Annotated in this window: 22 protein-coding genes, 2 tRNA genes and 1 pseudogene; 13 read left to right on the top strand and 12 right to left on the bottom strand. The window is 64.6% G+C overall.

Features of this window, described 5'->3' with window-relative positions; all coding sequences use genetic code 11:
• Positions 1–23: 23 nt before the first annotated feature.
• Together KQ693_RS12365 and KQ693_RS12360 are read left to right on the top strand one after the other, a co-directional pair.
• Positions 24–1,457: an ATP cone domain-containing protein gene (locus KQ693_RS12365; protein WP_267261485.1), complete on the top strand. Its 1,434-nt coding sequence runs from the start codon at positions 24–26 to the stop codon at positions 1,455–1,457.
• A complete protein-coding gene (locus KQ693_RS12360; RefSeq protein WP_267261484.1) occupies positions 1,450–1,788 on the top strand; it encodes a hypothetical protein in 339 nt (112 codons plus the stop codon). The genes KQ693_RS12365 and KQ693_RS12360 overlap by 8 nt, the downstream gene beginning before the upstream one ends.
• Here KQ693_RS12360 and KQ693_RS12355 read toward each other — a convergent pair.
• From KQ693_RS12355 to KQ693_RS12340, 4 genes are all read right to left on the bottom strand, one after another.
• Entirely contained in the window at positions 1,761–2,057 is a 297-nt protein-coding gene (locus KQ693_RS12355; RefSeq protein ID WP_267261483.1) for a hypothetical protein, read from the bottom strand. The genes KQ693_RS12360 and KQ693_RS12355 overlap by 28 nt on opposite strands.
• A complete protein-coding gene (locus KQ693_RS12350) occupies positions 2,057–2,371 on the bottom strand; it encodes a hypothetical protein (RefSeq protein WP_267261482.1) in 315 nt (104 codons plus the stop codon). The genes KQ693_RS12355 and KQ693_RS12350 overlap by 1 nt, the downstream gene beginning before the upstream one ends.
• A gap of 12 nt (positions 2,372–2,383) precedes the next feature.
• Positions 2,384–3,439 carry a threonine synthase gene (gene thrC, locus KQ693_RS12345; protein ID WP_267261481.1) on the bottom strand — a complete coding sequence of 352 codons (1,056 nt, stop codon included), beginning with the start codon at positions 3,437–3,439 and terminating at the stop codon, positions 2,384–2,386.
• Between the two features lie 90 nt (positions 3,440–3,529).
• On the bottom strand, positions 3,530–4,528 hold the full coding sequence (locus KQ693_RS12340) for a homoserine dehydrogenase (protein ID WP_267261480.1): 999 nt from the start codon (positions 4,526–4,528) through the stop codon (positions 3,530–3,532).
• A 49-nt stretch (positions 4,529–4,577) separates the two neighbouring features.
• Here KQ693_RS12340 and queG point away from each other — a divergent pair, with 49 nt between their 5' ends.
• Positions 4,578–5,726, top strand: a complete 1,149-nt coding sequence (gene queG / locus KQ693_RS12335; RefSeq protein WP_267261479.1) for a tRNA epoxyqueuosine(34) reductase QueG — start codon at positions 4,578–4,580, stop codon at positions 5,724–5,726.
• Here the strand turns inward: queG and KQ693_RS12330 are convergent.
• On the bottom strand, positions 5,634–6,338 hold the full coding sequence (locus tag KQ693_RS12330; protein WP_267261478.1) for a metallophosphoesterase family protein: 705 nt from the start codon (positions 6,336–6,338) through the stop codon (positions 5,634–5,636). The two genes, queG and KQ693_RS12330, sit on opposite strands and share 93 nt — an antisense overlap.
• Positions 6,339–6,398: 60 nt before the next feature.
• On the opposite strand from KQ693_RS12330, the gene lnt reads away from it, so the two are divergent.
• Both lnt and KQ693_RS12320 read left to right on the top strand, forming a co-directional pair.
• Entirely contained in the window at positions 6,399–7,730 is a 1,332-nt protein-coding gene (lnt, locus tag KQ693_RS12325) for an apolipoprotein N-acyltransferase (protein ID WP_267261477.1), read from the top strand.
• A tRNA-Leu gene (locus tag KQ693_RS12320) sits at positions 7,709–7,795 on the top strand. Before lnt ends, KQ693_RS12320 begins: the two co-directional genes overlap by 22 nt.
• 50 nt (positions 7,796–7,845) lie before the next feature.
• Here KQ693_RS12320 and KQ693_RS12315 read toward each other — a convergent pair.
• The 4 genes from KQ693_RS12315 to KQ693_RS12300 are packed head-to-tail and all read right to left on the bottom strand — an operon-like array spanning position 7,846 to position 11,501.
• Entirely contained in the window at positions 7,846–8,427 is a 582-nt protein-coding gene (locus tag KQ693_RS12315; protein ID WP_267261476.1) for a DJ-1/PfpI family protein, read from the bottom strand.
• A 57-nt stretch (positions 8,428–8,484) separates the two neighbouring features.
• Positions 8,485–9,273: a class I SAM-dependent methyltransferase gene (locus KQ693_RS12310; RefSeq protein ID WP_267261475.1), complete on the bottom strand. Its 789-nt coding sequence runs from the start codon at positions 9,271–9,273 to the stop codon at positions 8,485–8,487.
• Complete coding sequence (locus KQ693_RS12305) at positions 9,264–9,908, bottom strand: class I SAM-dependent methyltransferase (RefSeq protein ID WP_267261474.1); 645 nt, start codon at positions 9,906–9,908, stop codon at positions 9,264–9,266. Before KQ693_RS12305 ends, KQ693_RS12310 begins: the two co-directional genes overlap by 10 nt.
• A gap of 6 nt (positions 9,909–9,914) precedes the next feature.
• Positions 9,915–11,501, bottom strand: coding sequence for an alpha-amylase family glycosyl hydrolase (locus KQ693_RS12300; RefSeq protein WP_267261473.1), 1,587 nt, complete (start codon positions 11,499–11,501; stop codon positions 9,915–9,917).
• A 112-nt stretch (positions 11,502–11,613) separates the two neighbouring features.
• On the opposite strand from KQ693_RS12300, the gene KQ693_RS12295 reads away from it, so the two are divergent.
• From KQ693_RS12295 to KQ693_RS12275, 5 genes and pseudogenes are all read left to right on the top strand, one after another.
• Positions 11,614–12,963, top strand: a complete 1,350-nt coding sequence (locus KQ693_RS12295) for an alpha,alpha-trehalose-phosphate synthase (UDP-forming) (RefSeq protein ID WP_267261472.1) — start codon at positions 11,614–11,616, stop codon at positions 12,961–12,963.
• Positions 12,960–13,649, top strand: coding sequence for a trehalose-phosphatase (gene otsB / locus KQ693_RS12290; protein WP_267261471.1), 690 nt, complete (start codon positions 12,960–12,962; stop codon positions 13,647–13,649). The genes KQ693_RS12295 and otsB overlap by 4 nt, the downstream gene beginning before the upstream one ends.
• A 19-nt stretch (positions 13,650–13,668) precedes the next feature.
• A complete protein-coding gene (treS, locus tag KQ693_RS12285) occupies positions 13,669–16,584 on the top strand; it encodes a maltose alpha-D-glucosyltransferase (RefSeq protein WP_267261470.1) in 2,916 nt (971 codons plus the stop codon).
• Positions 16,585–16,658: 74 nt separating this feature from the next.
• A pseudogene (locus KQ693_RS12280) lies at positions 16,659–17,830 on the top strand (DDE-type integrase/transposase/recombinase); the annotation flags it as partial.
• A gap of 33 nt (positions 17,831–17,863) precedes the next feature.
• Positions 17,864–18,253 (top strand): glycosyltransferase, encoded by a 390-nt coding sequence (locus KQ693_RS12275; RefSeq protein ID WP_323808524.1) that lies wholly within the window; start codon positions 17,864–17,866, stop codon positions 18,251–18,253.
• 16 nt (positions 18,254–18,269) lie between these two features.
• Here the strand turns inward: KQ693_RS12275 and KQ693_RS12270 are convergent, their stop codons facing one another.
• Positions 18,270–18,482 (bottom strand): CDGSH iron-sulfur domain-containing protein, encoded by a 213-nt coding sequence (locus tag KQ693_RS12270; RefSeq protein WP_267261469.1) that lies wholly within the window; start codon positions 18,480–18,482, stop codon positions 18,270–18,272.
• 31 nt (positions 18,483–18,513) lie between these two features.
• Here KQ693_RS12270 and KQ693_RS12265 point away from each other — a divergent pair, with 31 nt between their 5' ends.
• The 3 genes from KQ693_RS12265 to KQ693_RS12255 all read left to right on the top strand — a co-directional run bounded on the left by KQ693_RS12265 (position 18,514) and on the right by KQ693_RS12255 (position 20,513).
• On the top strand, positions 18,514–18,906 hold the full coding sequence (locus KQ693_RS12265) for a putative iron-sulfur cluster-binding metallochaperone (RefSeq protein ID WP_038030994.1): 393 nt from the start codon (positions 18,514–18,516) through the stop codon (positions 18,904–18,906).
• Positions 18,899–20,443, top strand: a complete 1,545-nt coding sequence (gene tilS, locus KQ693_RS12260; protein ID WP_416376362.1) for a tRNA lysidine(34) synthetase TilS — start codon at positions 18,899–18,901, stop codon at positions 20,441–20,443. The genes KQ693_RS12265 and tilS overlap by 8 nt, the downstream gene beginning before the upstream one ends.
• A tRNA-Ser gene (locus KQ693_RS12255) sits at positions 20,422–20,513 on the top strand. Before tilS ends, KQ693_RS12255 begins: the two co-directional genes overlap by 22 nt.
• A 21-nt stretch (positions 20,514–20,534) precedes the next feature.
• Here KQ693_RS12255 and KQ693_RS12250 read toward each other — a convergent pair.
• Together KQ693_RS12250 and KQ693_RS12245 are read right to left on the bottom strand one after the other, a co-directional pair.
• On the bottom strand, positions 20,535–21,143 hold the full coding sequence (locus KQ693_RS12250) for a YkgJ family cysteine cluster protein (RefSeq protein ID WP_267261468.1): 609 nt from the start codon (positions 21,141–21,143) through the stop codon (positions 20,535–20,537).
• Entirely contained in the window at positions 21,140–21,352 is a 213-nt protein-coding gene (locus tag KQ693_RS12245; protein ID WP_267261467.1) for a hypothetical protein, read from the bottom strand. Before KQ693_RS12245 ends, KQ693_RS12250 begins: the two co-directional genes overlap by 4 nt.
• Position 21,353: the final 1 nt, after the last annotated feature.

Raw genomic sequence — 21,353 nt, 5'->3', positions numbered from 1 at the left:
GGAAGATGCTATGATGCCAGAGAGTGGCTGAGGTCTTTGTGCGCTTAAGGCGAGGCCGGTGGCCCCTTTCTAAAGGGCTTTTGGTGGAGGCCCTTCTGCCCTTGGGGGTGCCCCTCGAGGCCGCCCAGGCCGTGGCCCACACCGTGGAGGAGCGGCTGAAGGCGGAAGGGCAGCTGGCCGTGCCCCCTAGGGTCCTGCGCAAGGTCTTCCTGGAGGAGGTGGCCCGGGCCCTGGGGGAGGAGGTGGCGGATAGGCTTTCCAGGCAGACCCTTCCCTTTGAGGAGATCCTGGTACTCCAGGGGAGGAAGCGCCGTCCCTTTTCCAAAGGGCTTCTGGCGAGGAGCCTCGAGGAGGCGGGTTTTTCCTTGAAGGAAGCCCACGACCTGGCCAAGGAAGTGGAAGGGCACCTCAGGCAGGAAGGGGTCAGGCAGATCTCCGCCCGCCGCCTGGAGGAGGTGGTGGCCCAGGTGGTGGGCCGGGCCCTGGGTAAGGGGGCTCGCAGGCGCTACCTCCAGCGCCAGGCCTTCGCCGGGGAGCTTTTCGTGGAGGAGGAAAGCGGCGAACCCCGGATGCCTTTCTCCAAAGGCATCCTGGCCCAGTCCCTGATGGGCATTGGGTTCTCCCCTGAGCGGGCGTACCGGCTGGCCCGGGAGATGGAAAAGGTCCTGCGCCAGGAGGGGCGGAGGGTGATCCGGCGGAATGAGCTTCGGGAAAGGGTGTACCAGGCCCTTCTAAAGGAGGCGGGGGAGGAGGTGGCCAGGCGGTACCTGCTCCTTAGAAGCCTGAGGCGAAGCGCCCGCCCGGTGCACATCCTCATCGGTGGGGTAACCGGGGTGGGGAAGAGCGTGCTGGCCTCGGCCCTGGCCTACCGCTTGGGCATCACCCACATTGTTCCCTCCGATGCCGTGCGGGAGGTCTTCCGGGCCTCCCTTTCCCAGGACCTCCTTCCCACCCTGCACCTTTCCACCTTTGAGGCCTGGAAAGCCCTTCTGCCGGACCTGAGCGGGGAGGAAAGCCATGAGGTGCGGGTGATGCGGGGCTTTTTGGACCAGGTGGCCCGGGTGGCGGTGGGCTTGCGGGCCATCCAGGAACGAAGCGCCCTCGAGGGTACCTCCATCGTTCTGGAAGGGGTTCACGTGGTCCCCCGTTACCTGGAGCATCCCTACCGGGAGCGGGTCCTCACCGTGCCCATGCTGGTGGTGCTTCAGGACGAGAAGCTTCACCGGGACCGCTTTCTCCTTAGGGACCGGGAGACGGCCCACGCCCGGCCGCAGGAGAAATACCTCACCCACTTCGCCGAGATCCGTCTCATCCAGGAGCACCTCCTCCGCTGGGCCCAGGAGGAAGGAATCCCTGTCATCCCGGGTGAGGATCTGGACGAGGCGGTGGAGAAGGCCTTGGAGGTCCTGGTGGCCTACCTGGAGGCCCATGGCTCCCGGGAGGTGGCCCGTGCTTGAGGTGCTGGGGTTTTCGCTCCTCCTCTTCCTGGCCTTCCGCTGGCAGAACCGCCTTCCCCTCTGGGCCTTGGGGGTCTGGGTCAATCTCATCTGGTTTGTGTATCAAAACGAGCTGGGCTCGGGGTGGCTGGCCTACCTAAGGGGCCTGGGTGTAGGAATCTTCCTGGCTGCGGGGTACGGCAGGCCGGGATTGGCCTGGGCCCTCACCCCTTGGCCCCTCCTCCTCTACCTGCGCCTGGATGTCCGGGAACTCCTCCTTTACCTGCCGGCCCTGGGAGAGGGGATGCTCCTTGGAGCCCTCCTCTACCTGGCGGGCTTTCGCAAGCGGTAGACCAGGTAGGGAAGGCCTACCCCCAGGGCACCCCCTGTGAGGAAGGGGATGGGGTGGCCGAAGAGGAGCTGAAGGAGGAAGAGCAGGGCGTAAAGACCCACAAAGAAGGGCACGGGAAAAGGCTTCTCCCCATAGGCGACGCCCATGGTGCCCACGAAGAGGCCCACGGCCAGGGCCATTCCCTCCTGGTTGGGGCGTAGGAAGAGGAAGTAGGCGTAGGCGGCCACACCCAGGAGGGCCAGGCTTTGGGATAGGCGGTTAGGGTTCATCAGGTCCAGTTAAAGCGTTTGACCAGCACCTGGGAAAGAACCAGGGCCACCCCACCCCAGGCCACCTGGGGCTCCTGCCCCAAAAAGCCCATGACCGCGGAGAAGACCCCCGCCAGGAGGAAGAAGGGAACATACCTCGGGTTTACGGTGAGGCCCAGGACGAAGGCCACCAGGAACCCCGCTATCCCGGGGGGAAGGGTGGCTCCCAGGACCATGAAGAAAAGCATGAGGGCGATGGTGATGGCCCCTGCCAGGTAGTAGGCTCCGGGGAAGGGTTCCTTGGGCTTTTTGGGGGTGCTTTTGGCCTCGGACATGGCCCAAGCTTATCACAATAGCCCCGCAGCCTCGGCCACCGCCTCGAGGTTCGCCGGCACCGGGGGTAGAAGCTCGGCTACCTTTTCCGCCGTGGCCGGGTCCTTGAGGCCGTGGCCCGTGAGGGTGAGGACCACGGTGCTTCCCGGATCCAACCGATCCTCCCTGAGGAGCTTCCACACCCCGGCCATGGCGGCGGCGGAGGCGGGCTCGCAGAAGATCCCTTCCTCCTGGGCCAGGTAGCGGTAGGCGAGGAGGATTTCCTCGTCTGTCACTGCCTCTATCGTCCCGCCGGATTCCTCCTTGGCCCGCATGGCCCCTTGCCAGCTGGCCGGGTTGCCGATCCGGATGGCGGTGGCCAGGGTTTCCGGCTTCTCCACGGGCCGCCCCAGGACCAAGGGAGCGGCACCCGCCGCCTGGAAGCCCAGCATGCGGGGGAGGCGGCTCGCCTTGTCCAAGGCGTGGTATTCCTTGTAGCCCATCCAGTGGGCGGTGATGTTGCCGGCGTTGCCCACGGGCAGGGCGTGGTAGTGGGGGGCATCCCCCAGCTCGTCCACCACCTCGAAGGCCAGGGTCTTCTGGCCTTCCAGGCGGTAGGGGTTCAAGGAGTTCACCAAGGCCACGGGATAGGCTTCGGTGAGGGCCTTGGTAAGGGCCAAGGCCTGGTCGAAGTTGCCTTCGATTTGGATAATCCGCGCCCCATGGACCAGGCTCTGGGCCACCTTGCCCAGGGCCACGTAGCCCGCGGGCAGGATGACGATGGCCCTTATCCCCGCACGAGCGGCGTAGGCGGCGGCGCTGGCGGCGGTGTTTCCCGTGCTGGCAGCCGCCACCGCCTTCGCTCCTTCCTCCACCGCCTTGGAAACCGCCAGGGTCATGCCCCGGTCCTTGAAGCTCCCCGTGGGGTTCAGCCCCTCGAACTTGGCATAGAGGCGTATGCCCCGTCTTTGGGCTTCCTCAGGGCCTTTTAAGGGTATCAAGGGGGTGGAGCCCTCCAAAAGGGAGATCACGGGCGTGTTCAGGGACACGGGAAGGTGGGCCCGGTACCGTTCGATGAGGGGAAGCCGCATGGGGATATGTTTCCCCCTAGGGGGCTAAGCCGTCAAGGGTTCCGGAAAGCCTTGCTCACGGGGTGGAGAAGGTCCAGGAAGGGCACGCCCTTATTCTACCCCGGGGAAGGGGGTTCCCTCTTCCGTGGGAGGCTTTGGGGCCGGGGCGGGCAGGTGGCCCAGGTGGCCGGAGAGGAAGCGAAAGAGGTCGGCGAGGAGGCCGCTGGCCGTGGCCCCGCCCCCGGCTCCCGGTCCCGTCACGAAGACCTCGCCCAGGGGCCTTGCCCGCACCCACAGGATGTTGCCCTGGGCCCGGGCCAAGGGGTGGTCCTGCGGCAGGCGCCTGGGGGCCACCGCCGCGCGCCAGCGCCCACCCTTCCCGTAGAGGCTTGCCACCAAGCGTACTTTTTCCCCTTGGGCTTGGGCGGTTTGGAGGATTTCCGGGGTGAGGCGGGTAATGCCCTGGGTTTTCACCTCCGGGAAGGGGAAAGCAGGGTCCACCAGAAGCCTGGCCAAAAGGGTGAGCTTGTGGGCGGCGTCTATGCCCTCCACGTCCAGGGTGGGATCCGCCTCGGCGTAGCCCAGACGCTGGGCCTCGAGGAGGGCTTCCTCATAGGTCCGTCCCTTTTCCATCTCCTGGAGGATGTAGAGGGTGGTGCCGTTCAGGATCCCGTGGAGCTCTACAAGCTGGCTTCCCCTGAGGGTTTCCAAAAAGGATAGGGCCGGGGTGCCGGCCATAACGCTGGCCTCGTGATAGATCAGCCCTTCCTCGGCGAAGGGGCGCAAGGCCTCCCAGGCCTCCGCCAGAAGGGCCTTATTGGCGGTGATGAGGGGGATACCCGCTTCCAGGGCGGGGCGGACCAAGCTGAGGGGGGCCTCCACCCCACCCAGGGCTTCCACCACCACGTCCGCCTGCAGGAGGTCCATGGGTTCGGTGTGCAGGAGTTCGTCAGGGATGGGCCTGGGCTTGGTCCTATCCCGCACCAGTACTCCCAGAAACCGAGGGGAGAAGCCCAGGGCATGGAAGTCCTCGAGGCGCTCCTGGACCAGGGTGTAAAAGGCGCTACCCACGGTGCCTCCGCCCATGAGGGCGATCTTTACCTCTTCCATGTCGGGGATTATACCGGCTTCCCCTCGGCCTTTGCCCTAAAGTGAAGCCGTGGAGGCCCGCCTGCTTCTAGAGGAAGCCCTTCGGGAGCGGGGGCTTCTTTACGCCTGGGCGCCCCTGGCCATACCGGAGGAGGCGGAGGGCCGCTTCCGGCGCTTCCTGACCGAGGGACGGCACGGGGGAATGGCCTATCTGGAGCGGGGCGTGGAGGCTCGTTTCCACCTGGAGCACCGCTTTCCCTGGGCGCGAAGCGCCCTGGTGGTCTTCGCCCCCTACGTCTACCCCGACCCCGGGGTGCCCAAAGGAGGAATCCGGGTGGGCCGGGTGGCCCGTTACGCCTGGGTTCGGGACTACCATCTGGTTCTGGGGGAGGAGGTTAGGGCCCTCGAGGGCCTGGCCCGAAGCCTGGGCGTAGAGGCCAAGGGGTACGTGGACCACGGGCCCATCCCCGAGCGAACCCTGGCCGCCCTTACCGGGATGGGCTGGATTGGGAAAAGCGGCATGTTTCTTTCCCAGGGGTTTGGGGTGCACGCCTTCATTGGAGTTCTTCTCACCTCCTTGGAGGTGGAGGTACCTTTCCCGCATCCAGGCCGCTGCGGCCGCTGCACCCGTTGCCTGCTTTCCTGCCCCACAGGGGCCCTTTTAGGGGATGGCACCCTGGATGCCCGGGTTTGCGTGAGCTACCTTACCGTGGAGCATAAGGGCTTCATTCCCCCAGAGTTCTGGCCGGGAATGGGAGAGTGGCTTTTGGGATGCGACCTCTGCCAGGAGGTCTGTCCCTGGGAGCGGTTTGGCCGGGTGTGGCGGGGCTTTAGGCCGGAGCCGGAGCTGGCCCACCCGGACCTTGCCGGGTTCCTTCGCCTCTCGGGAAGGGCTTTCCAAAGGAGGTACGGGGATACGGCCTTCGCTCGTCCGGGAAGGGCCCGCATGGCCCGGAATGCCCTCATCGTCCTGAGCAACCTGGGCTTGGGGGAGGATCTCCTGCGGGAGGCAGCCTGGGATCCTCATCCCCTGGTGCGCCGCACGGCCCTCCATGCCCTTTACCGGTCTGGCTTGGGGATTGAGGAGTTTCTAAGGGATCCCGATGAAGGGATTCGGGCCGAGGCCTCAGTCCTCCTTGGGGAAGTGCCCGGTGCGGTAGACCCTTTCCAGGACGGGGGGAAGTCCCCAGGCCCTGAGGTCAAAGATGAGGGGGCCTAGGTCGTAGGGCACCTTGAGGAAGCGGACCTCGAGGGTTTCCGTGTCCAGGATCATGGCATCGGCCCCGGGCTCCCCGCTTAGGCTTAGGCCCACGCTCCCTGGATCGGCTACAAGACCCATGCCCACCCGGCGGGAAAGGGGCAGGTGCCGTCCTCCCAGGAGGAGGACCGCGGCACCGTACCGTTCCAGAAGCGGCACAAGCTGGTTGGTCGGGCCCAGGAGGTCCAGGTGGCTTTCGGGGTTACCAGGGGTGCCGTGGAAGGCCACCAGGCGTTTTCCTTCATAAGTTTTGCGGTGGGAAAGACGCAAGAAGCGCAGGTAGTTTAGCTCCTTTTCCGAAAGTTGGGACCGAGTCCATTCCAGGGTGGCCTTGCCCACTCCTTCGGGTAAGGTGCCCGGCAGAGGATAGGCTACCCTTAAGTCCCAGGCCCCGGCGATAGCGGGAAGTCCTTCCTTGAGAAGACGGCGGATGACCTGCTTGGGGTGGGGGCCGTAGCCCACCAGGTCCCCGAGCACCAGGACCTCGTCCACGCCTTCATCCCGCAGGGCCTCGAGGGCGGCCTCGAGGGCCGGCAGGTTGGCGTGGATATCCGAGAGAACTCCAAGGCGCACGGCCCTATTCTCTCATACCCCAGATGCAAACCCTTCTTCTAACTCTTGTATGTTAAAGGGGTGCGGCCTTTTCTCCTGGGCCTTCTCCTGGCTCTTACCCTCCCTCCTTTTCCCTTGGGCTTTTTGGCCCCTGTGGTTCTGGCCTTTCTCCTTCAAGGGGGTTTCCGCACGGGCTTCCTTATGGGCCTTGGATTTTGGGGTTTGCACCTCATCTGGCTTCCCCAAAGCTTCGCCCAGCTTTTCGGCCCCCTTGGGGCTTTGCCCTTCCTTCCCCTGGTACTTTTCAAGGCTCTTTCCTTCGGCCTCCTTTTCGCCCTCACCCCCATGCCCTTGGCCCGGGTGGGAGGATGGGTGGTGCTGGAGTGGCTCACGGAGCAGGGGGATTTGGCCTTCCCCTGGGGTTTCCTAGGCTACAGCCTGGTGGAGGCTCCCGGGCGGGTGCTGGCTGCCTGGGGTGGAGTCTACCTCCTTTCCCTTTTGGTTTTGCTCGTGGCCTGGGGCCTTAGGGAGCGGCGCTACTGGATTCTTCTGCCCTGGGGGGTGTTGTGGCTTTTCCCTTTGCCCCCGGAAGCAGGGCCGGAAAGGGCCCTTCTGGTTCAGGGGAACGTTAACCCCCTGGCCAAGGTGCAAGGGCAGTTGGATCAGGAGGTCTACCTTCGCCTTACCAAGGAAGCTTTGGCCCAGTACCCGGAGGCGGGACTGGTGGTCTGGCCGGAGACGGCGGTGTGGCAGATCCCCGAGGAAGTCAATCGCCTGCTTCAAGACCGGCTCCTCCTCACCGGCCTGAACCTTTACGGGCCTAACCGGGCGGTTCTATACCAGGGGGGGCAGGTCCTGGGCCATTACGACAAGGTGCGCCTGGTGCCTTTCGGGGAGCGTTTTCCCTTCCGGGAGACCCTGGGAGGGGTGTACGGGTTTTTCTTCCAGGCCTTTGGCCTAGGGGAGCTGGCGGACCGTACGCCAGGGGACCGGCTGGCTCCCCTCGGCCCTTATGGGACCATGATCTGCTACGAATCCGCCTTTCCCTCCGTGGCCCGCACCTTGGTTCGGGAGGGGGCGGGGGTGCTGGTCCTTCTCACCAACGATGCCTGGTATGGTCCTTCCTTCGGCGGCAAGCAGCACTTCGCCCTGGGGCGGCTTAGGGCGGTGGAAACGGGGCGCTGGCTCTTACGGGCGGGAAACGACGGCATCACCGCCAGCATAGACCCCTATGGCCGGGTGGTGGCGCAGATTCCCCCACACCAGGAGGGGTACCTCCTGGTTCCCTACAGCTTGAAGGAGGGCCGTACCCTTTACGTCCGCTACGGGGACTGGGCGGTGGGGATGGCGTTGACGCTTTTCCTCTGGGGCCTTATCCTTAGGATGCGCGCGCCGGGGTGGCGGAACCGGTAGACGCGGCAGACTCAAAATCTGCTGTCCGCAAGGACGTGCGGGTTCGAGTCCCGCCCCCGGCACCAAAAGGCCAGGCCCCAGGGGCCTGGCCGAAGTCTTGTAGTCTTGGAGGAACCTATACCCCCTCTACCCGAACCCCTAGGACCTCCAGGAACTGAGCCAACCACGTGGGATGGGCGGGCCAGGCGGGCGCGGTAACCAGATTGCCGTCGACTACCGCTTGGTCCACCGGCACCTCCTCATACTGGGCCCCGGCCAGGGTCAGCTCCGGCCCCACCGCAGGATAGGCGGTGGCCCTGCGCCCTTTCATCACCCCGGCTGCGGTGAGCACCTGAAGCCCGTGGCAGATGGCGGCCACGGGTTTTCCCATTTCAAAGAAGTGACGGACGATCTCCAGCACCCTGGGCTCGCGGCGGATATACTCGGGAGCTCGCCCTCCCGGAACCACCAGGGCGTGATACTGGGTGGGGTCCACCTCGTCAAAGGAGTAGTTGAGGGTGAAGTTGTGACCAGGTTTTTCCGAGTAGGTTTGGTCACCCTCGAAGTCATGCACAGCGGTACGGATCCGCTGGCCGGTGCGCTTCCCCGGGCATACAGCGTGCACCTCAAACCCCAGCATCTTCAGGGCCTGGAAGGGCACCATGACCTCATAATCCTCCACGAAGTCCCCCACCAGAAAGAGAATCTTGCGGGCCATGCCTTACCTCCTTCACCCTTGAGGGCCCTTCCATTCTAGCCCTGGTACCGGGACAGTTCAAGGTTGATCCAAAATAGCCAGGGTGTAGATGGCCTCGGTCCATAGCCTAGGAGGGAGGCCTATGGCTTCCTGGAAGAGGATCTTAAGCTGTTCAGGAGAAAGCCTGCGCTCCAGGGGTGGGCCCTCCTCTTGCTCACGCAAATCTGTTTGCCCTTCGGGCAAAGCAACTTCTTGGCGGAAGGGCCACTCCAAGACCACCACCCGCCTGGCCACCCGGGCAGCTTCCCTCAAAGCGGGGATAGGGTCCAGGTGGTGAAGGCTCAGGCCGAAGAAGGCCAGGTCAAAGCTTTGGTCCGGGAAGGGGAGGCTTTCCCCGCGGGCTTCCAGGAAATGGGCTTTCTTGACCTTGGCCCGGGCCACCTCGAGGCGGTCGGACCTGGGGTCCACCCCCACGGTGAAAAGGCCCAGGGAGGCGAAGGCCTCGGCGAAGACCCCGGTGCCCGTGCCGATGTCCAGGACGCTTTGGGCCTTAAGGCCTTCCAGGGCCTTTTGGGCGATTTCCAAGGGGGGAAAGCGCTTGAGGCGCTCGGGCCTGCGGAAGGGGTCTTTGGCCTCGCAGGCATTGGTGAAAAGGGCCCACATCACCGTGGCTCCCTCCGCCGCGGCAGCTTGAAAGGCCGCCTCGAGGGCCCGGAAGACCGCCACCTCTTCCCCGGAAAGCTCCGTGTGGGTGGGGTAGACGCGGTGCTCCACCCCGCTGGCCTCCAGGGTGGAAAGAGCCTGTTCCACCGCCCGGTAGTCCCCCTGCAGAAGGGGATAGAGGGCGAAGAGGACCTTCACCGCCATCTTCCCAAGTATAGGGCCCCGCGGTTTCCTGCCCGCAGGCCTGCCTGATCCGCCTCGGGGAAGGGGGGCTTGGCCTCGGGGGCTAGGAAGACCGCTTCCCCTTCCGCCTCCGGCGGGCCCAGGAGGTCTTTCAGGTCCTCGCGGGTGAGGAAACGGGCCTGGGCCCAGGGGAGAACCCCCTTTTCCCCGAGCCTCCGGTACAGGGCTGCCCAGGGGGAGAGGGCCTCGAGGATCCCCACCAAAAGGCTTCCCCCGGGTTTCAGGACCCTTCTGGCCTCAACGAGGGCTTTCTCCACGTCCTCCACGAACTCCAGCACGGTGAAGAGGAGGACCACGTCAAAGTTTTGCCCGGGGAAGGGGAGGGCCTCCGCCCGCCCTTCTACCCACGTGGCTTCCGGTACCCTCCTTCGCCCCACCTGGAGCATGGCCAAGGAGGGTTCCAGCCCCACCTTTCGGGCATAGGGAAGGCGCTTAAGCCAGTAGCCGGTTCCCGCTCCCACCTCGAGTAGGCTTTCCCCTGGGGGAAGGAGGGCTCTTAGGGCCTTTTCCTCCTCGGCGATGACGAAGGCCCCCAGGGGGGTCTCGTACCAGGCCTCGTAGGCCTCGGCCAAGGGGGCAAAGGGATCCTCCCGCATCCTTATCTAGCCTAGCCGGACCATCACCCCCTCGTCCGGGCGCAGGTATAGGGTATCCTCCACGGCCTCCTCCCGGTCCAGGTGGGTGGAGAGGACCACCCTGCCCTCCTGGGGTAGGTCCAGGGCCTTTTCCCGGTCCGTGAAGTTTAGGGCGATGAGGAGGCCTTTCCCTCGCAGGTAGGCGTAGAGGCCGTTTCTCGCCCAATAGGTGCGGTAGGGGCCGAAGAGGAGCTCGGGGTCTTGGCGAAGGCGGATGAGGCGTTTCACCAGATGGAGCATGGATTTCGGATCCTTCTCCTGGGCGGCCACGTTTCGCACCGGCCAGTCGGGGTTTAGGGGAAGCCAGGGCTCCACGGTGGAGAAACCCGCGTAAGGAGAGGTATCCCAGGGCATGGGGGTGCGCTCGGGGTCCCGGCCCAGGGTGTGGTAGCCCGCGGGGGTGCGGTCCTTCTGCCTTAAGGCGGCGGGGTCTCGCACCCTCTCCGGGGGGATTTCCCCGTTGGGCAGGGCCAGTTCGTCCCCATAGTACCAGGTGGGGGTGCCCCGCAAGGTGAAGAGGAGCATGGCGGCCACCCGGGCCTGGGATTCTCCTAGCCTCGAGGCCAACCGGGGTTGGTCGTGGTTGCCCAAAACCCAGTTGGGCCAGTCCCAGGGGGTGAGGAGGCTCTCGTACTCCTCCACAATGCGGGCGATGTTCTCGGGCTGCCAGTTAGGGAGGCCCTCGGTGATCAGGCTGAAGTTGAAGGGCAGATGGCACCCCGCCCGGTAGTAGCGCACCAGGCGGTGGAGGGGAAGGTAGATCTCCCCCACCATGACCCGTTCCCGCCCAGGTTCGCTGAACTCGTCCAGGACAAAACGCATCTCCCGCACATAGGCGAAGGTTTCCGGTTGATCCTCGGTGAAGGTGTGCTCGTGGCGCAGGCGATCGGGAAGACCAGGCCGCCAGAAGGGGCTACCCGGTTCGTCCCGGAAGAGGGGGTCTTTGGCCAAGAGCCAAAGGACATCTACCCGAAAACCATCCACCCCCCGCCGTAGCCAGAAGCGCATGGCCTCATAGAGGGCTTCCCGCACCTCGGGATTTTGCCAGTTGAGGTCGGGTTGCTCAGGTAGGAAGAGGTGGAGGTAGTACTGGCCGGTGCCTTCATCCAGGGTCCAGGCGGGGCCTCCGAAGAAGCTTTGCCAGTTGTTGGGGGGGCCGCCATCCGGGCCTGGGTCTTTCCAGATGTACCAATTCCGCTTGGGATTGTTCCGGGAGCTTTTGGATTCCAAGAACCAAGGGTGCTGGTCCGAGGTGTGGTTGGGAACCAGGTCGATGAGGACCTTGAGCCCCAGGGCATGGGCCTCCTTTAGGAGGTGGTCAAAGTCCTCGAGGGTGCCGAAGACGGGATCCACGTCGCAGTAGTCGGCCACGTCATAGCCGAAGTCCTTCATGGGGCTTTTGTAGAAGGGGGAGAGCCAGATGGTCCCCACTCCCAGGTCCTTCAGGTAGGGTAGCCTTCTCCGGATGCCCTCGAGGTCGCCAACGCCGTCCCCATTGGAATCCCGGAAGCTCCGGGGGTAGATCTGGTAGACCACGGTTGTCTTCCACCACATGTCCGGAGTTTACACCCCGATGACCTGGGTGTGGAAGGGTTTCCAGGAGGGTCCCTCTGGTTCGTGCATGGAATCCAAGAGCAATTCCGGACCCCGGTTTATACTGACGTTCGTGAGCCTGATCATCGTGGCCAACCGTGCCCCCTTCCGTTTAACCGCTGAGGGTCTGGTTCCCGCGGTGGGGGGGCTGGCCACTGCCCTCTTGCCGGTCCTCGAGGCCCAGGGCGGAACCTGGGTGGCCGCAGCCGAGTGGGGTGAAAAGGGCCGGACGGCGCATCCGAGACAAAGTGCCATCCGCTTGGAGAGGGTTTTCCTCAGCGAGAGGGAGTGGCAGGGCTATTACGGGGGTTTTTCTAACCGGGTTCTTTGGCCCCTTTGCCACTACTTCCTGGAGAAAATAGAGCTGAGGCGGGAGTATTTCCAGGATTATCTGCGGGTGAACCGCCGCTTCGCTGAGGCGGTGGCCCGCATTCACCGGCAGGGTGATACCGTTTTTGTGCAGGACTATCATCTCCTTCTCCTTCCTGGGCTTCTCCGGGAGAATATCCAGGGTCCTCTAGGCTTTTTCTTCCACATACCTTGGCCCTCCAGCGGGGTTTTCCGCATTCTTCCCTGGGGCCGGGCCCTGGTGGCGGGGGTCTTGGGGGCGGATCTGGTGGGCTTCCACACTTGGGAGTATGCGGAGAACTTTCTGCGCACCGCCGCCTATTACGGCTTTCCCGTGGAGGGGAACAAGGTGCGGGTGGGAGAGCGTACCGTGCGGGTGGAGGCCCATCCCCTGGGCATAGACACCCACCGGTTTCACGAGCTCTCGCAAAGCCCAGAGCTGGGGGCCCACGCCAGGAGTCTGCGGCGTCTGGCCGGGGTGGACCGTCTGATCCTGGGGGTGGACCGGCTGGACTACACCAAGGGGATCCGGGAAAGGCTTCTCGCCTACGAACGTTTCCTCCAGGCCTATCCTCATTGGCGGGGCCGGGTGGCTTTTTTCCAGATCGCCACCCCGAGCCGCACCCAGGTGGCTGCCTACCGGGAGCTAAAGCGCCAGGTAGACGAGGTGGTGGGGCGGATCCTGGGGAGTTTCTTGCGGGAGGACTGGGTGCCCCTCCGGTACTTCTATCAGACCTACACCCAGGAGGAGCTTTCCGCCTTCTATCGGGCTGCCGATGTGGCCCTCATCACCCCCTTGCGGGATGGGATGAACCTGGTGGCCCTGGAGTACGCCTACACCTCTTCGGAAGGGGTCTTGGTGCTCTCCAACCTGGCGGGGGCGGCGGAGCACCTCAAGGAGGCCCTTTTGGTCAACCCCTACGACCTGGACGGTATGGCGGCGGCTCTGGACAGGGCCCTGCGCATGCCCTACGGGGAGCGGCAGGAGAGGCTTCTGGCCCTGAAGGCGAGGATCCAGGCCCTGGATGCCCAAAGCTGGGCGGATCGCTTCCTTTCCTCCTTGGAGGCGGGATGAGGGTGGAGCAGCCCCTTTTCCTTCTGGACTACGACGGCACCTTGGCTCCCATCGCCCCAAGGCCCGAGGAGGCCCTCCCTCACCCGGGAGCCCTCGAGGTCCTTAGGGCCCTGATGGCCCGCTATCCCCTTTACGTGATCACGGGGAGGCGGGTGGAGGATCTGGCTAGGCTCCTTCCCCTCCCGGGCCTAAGGGTGGTGGGGGGGCATGGCTTGGAGGAGGGCGAGATAGGCGGGGAAAGCCATCCCCTTTTCCCTGCGGACCTCGGCCCCTTGCGGCGGGTGCTTCCCTCCTGCCCGGGGGTTTGGGTGGAGGATAAGGGGTTTGCCCTGGCCTTCCACTACCGGGGGGTGGAGGACGAGGAGAGGGCCCGTGCTTGCCTAGAGGTTTGGCTTGCCGCCCACGAGGATCTTTTGCGGGGCCTGGGCCTTGAGGTCCTCCCCGGTAAGAAGGTCCTGGAGGTGAAGCCAAAGGGCGCGAGCAAGGGACAGGCGGCGTTGCGCCTTTGGGCAAGGTACCCTGGCCACACCCCCATCTATATCGGGGATGACGCCACCGACGAGACCGCTTTCCAGGTCCTTAAGGGGAAGGGGCTTACCTTTAAGGTGGGCCCAGGGCCTACCCTGGCGGAAGGACGGCTTGAGGACGTGGAGGCGGTCTTGACCTACTTGAAGTCTTACCTCTAGCGGCGCATACTTGGGGATCGTGGATCCCCTTTGGTACAAGGACGCGGTCATTTACCAGCTTCACGTGCGCTCCTTCTTTGATGCCAACGACGACGGCTACGGGGACTTCGAGGGCTTAAGACAGAAGCTGCCCTATCTTGAGGCCCTAGGGGTTAACACCCTTTGGCTCATGCCCTTCTTCCAATCTCCCCTGCGGGACGACGGGTACGACATCTCCGACTATTACCAGATCCTGCCCGTCCACGGAACCCTCGAGGACTTCCGGCGCTTTCTGGACGAAGCCCACGCAAGGGGGATGCGGGTCATCATCGAGCTAGTTCTCAACCACACCTCCATCGACCACCCTTGGTTCCAAGAGGCCAGGAAGCCAGGAAGCCCCATGCGGGACTTTTACGTGTGGAGCGACACCCCGGACAGATACAAGGGGGTAAGGGTCATCTTCCAGGACTTTGAGCCTGGCAACTGGACCTTTGACCCCGTGGCCGGGGCCTACTATTGGCATCGCTTTTACCACCACCAGCCCGACCTCAACTGGGATAACCCCGAGGTGGAGAAGGCCATGCATCAGGTGATGTTCTTCTGGGCCGACATGGGGGTGGATGGCTTCCGCTTGGACGCCATTCCCTATCTCTACGAGCGGGAAGGGACCAACTGCGAAAACCTTCCCGAAACCATCGAGGCGGTGAAGCGCCTGCGCAAGGCCCTGGAGGAGCGCTACGGCCCCGGGAAAGTCCTTTTGGCCGAGGCCAACATGTGGCCCGAGGAAACCCTGCCCTACTTTGGAGAAGGAGATGGGGTGCACATGGCCTACAACTTTCCCCTGATGCCCCGCCTTTTTCTGGCCTTACGCCGGGAGGACCGGGGGCCCATTGAAGCCATGCTCCAGGAGACGGAGGGCATACCGGAGTCCGCCCAGTGGGCCCTTTTCCTGCGCAACCACGACGAGCTAACCCTGGAGAAGGTCACGGAGGAGGAGCGAGAGTTCCTCTGGGAGGTCTATGCTCCCGATCCCAGGTACCGGATCAACCTGGGGATTCGCCGTAGGCTCATGCCCCTGTTGGGGGGGGATAGGCGACGCTTTGAGCTTTTGCACGCCCTTCTCTTTACCCTGAGGGGAAGCCCCATCCTCTATTACGGAGACGAGATCGGCATGGGGGATAACCCCTTTCTGGGCGACCGCAACGGGGTGCGGACCCCCATGCAGTGGTCAGCGGACCGGAATGCAGGCTTTTCCCGGGCTCCCTATCACCGCCTCTTCCTGCCCCCGGTGAGCGAGGGGCCCTACAGCTATCACTTTGTCAATGTGGAGGCCCAGCAGGAGAATCCCCACTCCCTTCTGAACTTCGTGCGGCGCCTCCTGGGCATCCGGAACCGGTACGCCAGGGTTTTGGGTCGAGGAAGCCTGCGCCTGCTTCCCGTGGAAAACCGGCGCATCCTGGCCTACGAACGGGAGTACCAGGGGGAAAAGATCCTGGTGGTGGCCAACCTCTCTCGGTATTCCCAGGCCTTTGACCTGCCCTTGGAGGGGTACGAGGGCCTGGTTCCGGTAGAACTCTTCTCCCAAAACCCCTTTCCCCTGGTGGAGGGCCGTTACCGCCTGGCCCTGGGTCCCCATGGCTTTACCCTCTTCTCCCTAAGGCCCAAGGAGGAGATGGAGCGCCTCCACCTTCCCGACTGGGTAGCGCCCGGGGAGGAGGTGGCGGAGGCCCTCGAGGACCTGCCCTCCGTGCCCCTTTCTGGCGGTGTGGAGAGCCTCTTCATCGATACCTTGGTGGACGAAAGGGCCCGGGCCTCCTTCCTAAGCGCCTTGGGTAAGGTGCTTGGGGAGCGGAGTTGGCTGGCCTTGAGGCCCAAGCGGGTGGAGCTCAAGGACGCTCTTCGCTTCCAGAAGGAAGCCCCTTTGTACCTCACCCTCCTGCGCCTCGAGGGGGAGGAGGGCTCCCTTGAGGCTTTTTTGCCCATAGCCCTGCGCCGGGAAGGGGAAGGCCCGGGGCTTTTCGCCCGGGTGCGGGGGGGAGGGGGATATCTCTTCGAACTGTCCCAGGACCCCGGGTTTTACGCCCTCCTCTTAAGGCGGCTTGCCCAGGGGTTTGAGGGCCGGAGCCTTAGGGCTCATTACCGGGGCCGTCATCCGGGTCCCGTTCCCGAGGCCCTGGAGCTTATCCGTCCCGGCCTGGCGGCGGGGGAAGGGGTTTGGCTCCAGGTGGGGTTGGTCCAGGATGGGGGGCTGGACCGCACGGAGAGGCTTTTGCCCCTCCTTTCCCTGCCCTGGGCCTTGAAGCCCGCAGGGGGGCTTTCCTGGGAGCGAGGCCGGGAGCGCCGGGCCTTGGCACTCACCGGTACCCTTCCCTCTGGCCGGCCCCAGGAGGCCTTTGCCTACGCCTTAAGGCTGGCGGAGGAGGGCCTGGCCCGGCTTCAGGACCACCCGGTTGGGGAAGGGGCCTTGGGCCTGATGGCGGATGCCCTTAGGGAGCTGGAGGCCCTGGTCCGGCTCCTGGGGGTACGGCTTGCCCTTCTGCACCGAGCCTTGCAGGAGGTGGAGGGCGAAGGGGATGGGGTACCCCTCCTGAACCGTGGCCTGGGGGCCTTTGTAGAGGCGGAAGGAGAGGTTTTCCTTCTGGCCTTGGGCAGGGAAGGTAGGGGTCTTCCCCTTCGGGACCTGGCCCGGCTGGCCTACGACCTGGAGCGGGCCCTTTACCTGGCTGCGGAGGGGAGGGAAGGGGTCGGGGCTTGGGTGGACCTCGCTGCGGACTTTCTGGAGGAGGCCCTTTTTCAGGCCTATCAGGAAGCAACCCAGGGAGCCTTGGAGGCTCTTGAGGGGTTTCCCCAGCTTATGTTGGCCCTGGCGCAAGAACAGGCTTTGCGGGAGGAAAAGCCAAGCCGGCAAGAGGTGGTTAAGCGCTGGCAAAGGAGAACTGGGGAAGGGGGAGGCTGAACCTGGGCAGACACATATGAGACGCTGAATGGGATAAAAAGAGGGGAACCGACCCCAGAAAGGAGGTTCCCCGGATGCAGCTTACCCCAATTGGCCGAGCGATATGGCAAGGGGCTAGGTCAGCTGAACGGCTATCTTGCCAAGCGGAGAGACTGGCCGAGGCGGGGGCAGGGTACCTGGAGGTCAGGGAACGCCCGTGCAAGCTCAAGGCTGGTCAAGGCCCTGAGGGAAGGAAAGCGGAGCTGGGGTGAGGTCTAGGAGCTGGTTGGTATCAGCCGGGCCACCTACTACCGTTGGGAGAGGGCCTGGAGGGATAGGGGTCTAGCAGGACTGAAGTCCAAGTCCCGCCGCCCCCGGCGTTGGCGGGGGAAGGTGCATTGGGAACCCGAGCTTCTTCTCCAGGTGGAAGCACTCAGGAAAGAGAATCCCACCTGGGGGCGATGGCCTATCTGGCTGGCTTTGCGCAAGGAGGGCCTCCCCATGGGAGAACGGACGGTGGGCCGTATCCTGGCCTATCTGGAGAGGGAGGGACGGGTGGAGGGGGTGGCCCGTTTTCTGGCCAGGAGCGGGGGCGGCAGGGCAAGGCTAAGGGCGAGGAGACCCTATGCCCGAAGGAAACCCCGGGGATACGTGGTTCATTTGGGGTAGGGGCTCCAAAGCGGTCCAGGCCCCTGGGGACCTGGTACAGGTGGACACCCTCACGGTGACCCTGGTACCTGGGGAGGTGGTGAGGCACTTCTCGGCGGTGGACCTATGCACCCGCTATGCCCTGGCTGAGGTGCACAGCCGGGCCACGGCTAACCTGGCGGGGGAATTCCTGTCCCGGCTGGTGGCCCAAGCTCCTTTCCCTATTTCGAGCGGTCCAGGTGGATGGGGGGAGCGAGTTTATGGCTGAGTTTGAAGAGATGTGTCAACGTCTGGGGATTGCCCTTTTCGTGCTGCCCCCCAGGAGCCCCAAGCTCAAGGGGCAGGCCAAGGCTGCAGTGGACCTTAAGGGCGGTTCAAGGGGAGTTCTATACCCGAGCTTGGCCCACAAAGGTCACCGAGCTGCAGACGGAGCTTGACGGCTACCTTGACTACTCCAACCGAAGGCTGCTTTGCCCTATGGACAAACACGTCTTTAGGCCCCACATGGCCTTGGGTGGCCTTGCTCCCTTGGGTTAGCCCGAAGGGCTATCTTGGGTTCCTGGCTGAGATGCGGGAAGGGTCGGTTCCCCAAGGTGTCTCAGATGCGGTGACCGATTACACCATCGATTGGCCGGAGCCCTTTGGCTTGGTCATGGCTGAGGCCATGGCCTGCGGCACCCCGGTGATAGCCTTCCGCAGGGGCTCCGTAGATGAGGTGGTGGTGAACGGGGTTACGGGGATCGTCTGCCGTTCACGTACGGGGGAGGAAATGGTCCAGGCGGTAAGGCAGGTGGAGAAGCTGGAACGCGCCGCCTGCCGGCGCCACGTGGAGGAGAACTTCTCCAGTGCGGTGATGGCTGAACGCTACGAGGCGGTTTACCGTCGGGTAGTGGCGGGGGCTCGTGGCGAGGCTGTGGGTGTGCCCTTTGAGGAGGGGTTCAGGTTGCGCATGCCTCCTCCTTCCCGGCCCCGCCAAGGAGGAGGCTTGGGGAAGGGAAAGGCAGAACCTACCGCCTGGGGGGGTGAAGGCCGGGCGCAGTAGACCAAGGTGAGGACGTTTACGGCTTTTCCATTTCCAGTTCCCCCTTCTCTGCCTGGAACCCCACCTCCTTGTGGCTACCGTCGCAGAAGGGCTTGTTCCGGGAATGGCCGCAGCGGCAAAGGGCCAGCTTGGCCCTTTCCAGGCGCCTTTCTTCCCCGTTGAGCCGGAAGGGGGTTCCTTCAGGCAAGTCCAACACGTAGGGCCCATCCTGGCGGAGGCGAAGCTTCATGGTTTCAGGATACCGGGGATAAAGTGGAGGTATGCTCTGCCCGCAGAATGGAAAGGTGGGCCTCGAGGTGCCCTTGAAGACGGTGAAGAACTTCCTCACGGGGAAAGCCCTGGCGCGAATTGATCCTGCTAGCCCCCACTACCTTTGCCAGGATCCCGCTTGCCCGGTGGTCTACTACGGCCAGGAGGGGGTATTTCTCCGGGAAGAGGTGCGCTTCCCCATCTACGATAAGGGAGCCTCCCTCGTCTGCTACTGCTTCGACTGGACCCGGGAGAGGTTGGCAGAGGCCTTGCGCCAAGGACAGGACCCGGTGGCCCAGGTGGAAGAAGGGGTCAGGACCAAGCGATGCGCCTGCGACCAGCGCAACCCCAGGGGGCGTTGCTGCCTTACTACCTTGAAGGCGGAGGTGGCCAGGCTTGCCTGAGGGCTTCCCGCAGGAATTGGAGGAGGCTTTCCAGAAGCGCCTGGCCCGGCTTGCGCCCCAGGGCCCTTTGGTGCTGGCGGTTTCGGGAGGCGGGGATTCCGTGGCCCTAGCCCACCTGGTGAAGCGGGCTGGGCGGGAGGCGGTGGTGGCCCATTTGGACCACGCCCTGCGCCTGGAAAGCGGGGAGGATCTCCTCTTTGTGAAGGCCCTGGCGGAAAGGCTTGGCTACCCCTTCTACGCCGAGCGGGTGGAGGTGGCCAGGGTGGCCACGGAACGGGGGGAGAACCTCGAGGCGGTAGCCCGGGAGATCCGCTACGCCTTCCTGCACCGGGTGGCCAGGGAGGTGAAGGCCAAGGCCATCCTCACCGCCCATACCCTGGACGACCAGGCGGAAACCGTGCTCCTCAAACTCCTCCAGGGCACGGCCCGGGGTCTGGGTATCCGGGAAAAGGAGGGGCTTGTGGTGCGGCCCCTTCTGGCCTTTCGCCGCGAGGAGTTAAGGGCGTACCTAAAGGCCCTGGGGGAAGCGTGGCGGGAGGACCCCTCCAACCAGGACCTTTCCCGGGATCGCAACTACCTGAGGCTTAAGGTGCTTCCCCTTGTGGAGGAGCGGTTCCCCGGGGCCAAGGAGGCGCTTTCCCGCTTTGCCCAGGTGCGGATGGAGGAGGAGGCCCACCTGGAGAGGGAGGCTAGGGCTCGTCTCCTGCCCGATCCCCGCTTCTTCGTGCCCGCCTACCGGGCAGCACCCCTTTTGGAGGCCCCCGGGGCCCTTAGACGGAGGGCTTTGCGCTGGATGCTGGAGGCCTTGGACCTCCGGCCTGAGGCCCGGCTTATCGCCCTTTTGGAGGAGGCTTTAGGGGGCAAGGTGGCCACCCTGCCCGGCGGCTACACGGCCAGGCGCAAAGGAGGTACCCTTTTTCTCCTTCCCCCCGCGCCCCGGCTGCCCCTTCCCCCCGGGTTCCGCCGCCCCTTGCCGGGGGACTACCTGGCCATGCCCTACGGGAGAAAGCGCCTGGTGGACTTTTTGGCGGAAAAAGGGGTGCCTAAGGAGCTCAAGCCCCTTTGGCCGGTGAGGGCGGAGGGTAAGCTGGTGGTGGAGGTGCTGGGCTTCCATCCTCCCTCCGAGGAAGAGCGGTACATGGCCTTGGCCCTCGAGGAGGCCAGGCAGGCCTTCCAGGAGGGGGAGGTGCCGGTGGGGGTGGTCTTGGTGGTGGGGGAAAGGGTGTATAGGGCTCACAATCGGGTGGAGGCTACCCGGGACCCAACGGCCCATGCGGAGATGCTCCTCCTTAGGGAGGTGGGCCGGGGGGCCCGGGGAGGAAGGCTTTATGTGACTCTGGAGCCGTGTCGCATGTGCCATCATGCCCTTCGGGAGGCAGGGGTGGAAGTGGTCTACGGGGTGGAGAACCTGAAGGAAGGGGCCTTGACCCGGTTCGGCCAGGGGGAAGGCCTTAGGGGTGGCGTCCTGGAAGGGGAGTGTGCTAAGCTCCTAAAGGGTTTCTTTGCCCGGCTCAGGGAGGGGTGCCGGAGCGGTTGAACGGGCCGGTCTCGAAAACCGGTAGGCCCCGCAAGGGGTCTCGCGGGTTCGAATCCCGCCCCCTCCGCCAAAGGCGGCCTGCGGGCCGCTTTTATACCACCTGGAACCCCCACCGCCCCCCCAGGATCCCCAGCGCCTCCAGGAGGGTTTCCGCCTCCTTCCTTTCCCCGGGAAACCCGGAAAGAAGCAGGTACATAAGGGTGGCCAGCTCCCCCAGGACCAGGAAGCCGTACCGCCTTTTTTCCTCCTCCCAAACCGCCTCCGTGCGCAGGTGGGCCATGCGCCAGGGAGTGGAAAGGAAATGGCCCTTTTGCAAGTCCGCTTCGGGTTCGCAGAGCCCGGGGTCGCCTTGGGTGAGAAGCCCCCGGCAGGCGAGGGGACGCCAGGGATAGACACCGCAGAGGCCCTCTTCCAGAAAGGGGCAGGGGGTGCGGGTTAGAAAGAACTGGCTTGGGAAGTGGGGGTCGTCCTTGCTTTCCCTGAGAAGGGCAAGCCGCCTGGGGCCTTCCCTAAGGAGCCTGGAGCGCTGGGCCTCGCTGAGGTGGGGAAGAAGGGCTTCCCCTTCCAGGCGGGAAAGGGTCACCAGGCCATGGCAGCAGGCAAAGCATCCCGCGCGGCAGGAGGGGGTAATCCCCTTCTTGGCCAGGTAGTCGGCCAAGTCCGCCTCGAGGGCCAGCCAGTGGGCTTCCACCGGGTTCATCGGCGCAGGCGGTAGACACCCCTTCTGGGGTCGAAGGGACAGGCTCTCACGGCCACCTGGGGGCAGTGACGCCGGTACCGGGCCACCTCCTCCGCCAGGGCCTTGGGCAGGTGGCATCGAGGGCAACGGGCCTGGGGAGAGGCTTGCCGCAACCGGTAGGCGAGTAATAGGGCCAGGCCCGAAAGGAAGAGAAGACCAAAAGCCTCCATA

Source organism: Thermus brevis, from assembly GCF_026427635.1.
In the GTDB taxonomy this organism is placed as follows: Bacteria; Deinococcota; Deinococci; order Deinococcales; family Thermaceae; genus Thermus; species Thermus antranikianii.
The sequence above is the reverse complement of the archived record's forward strand: the minus strand, read 5'-3'. Positions and strand labels throughout refer to the sequence as shown.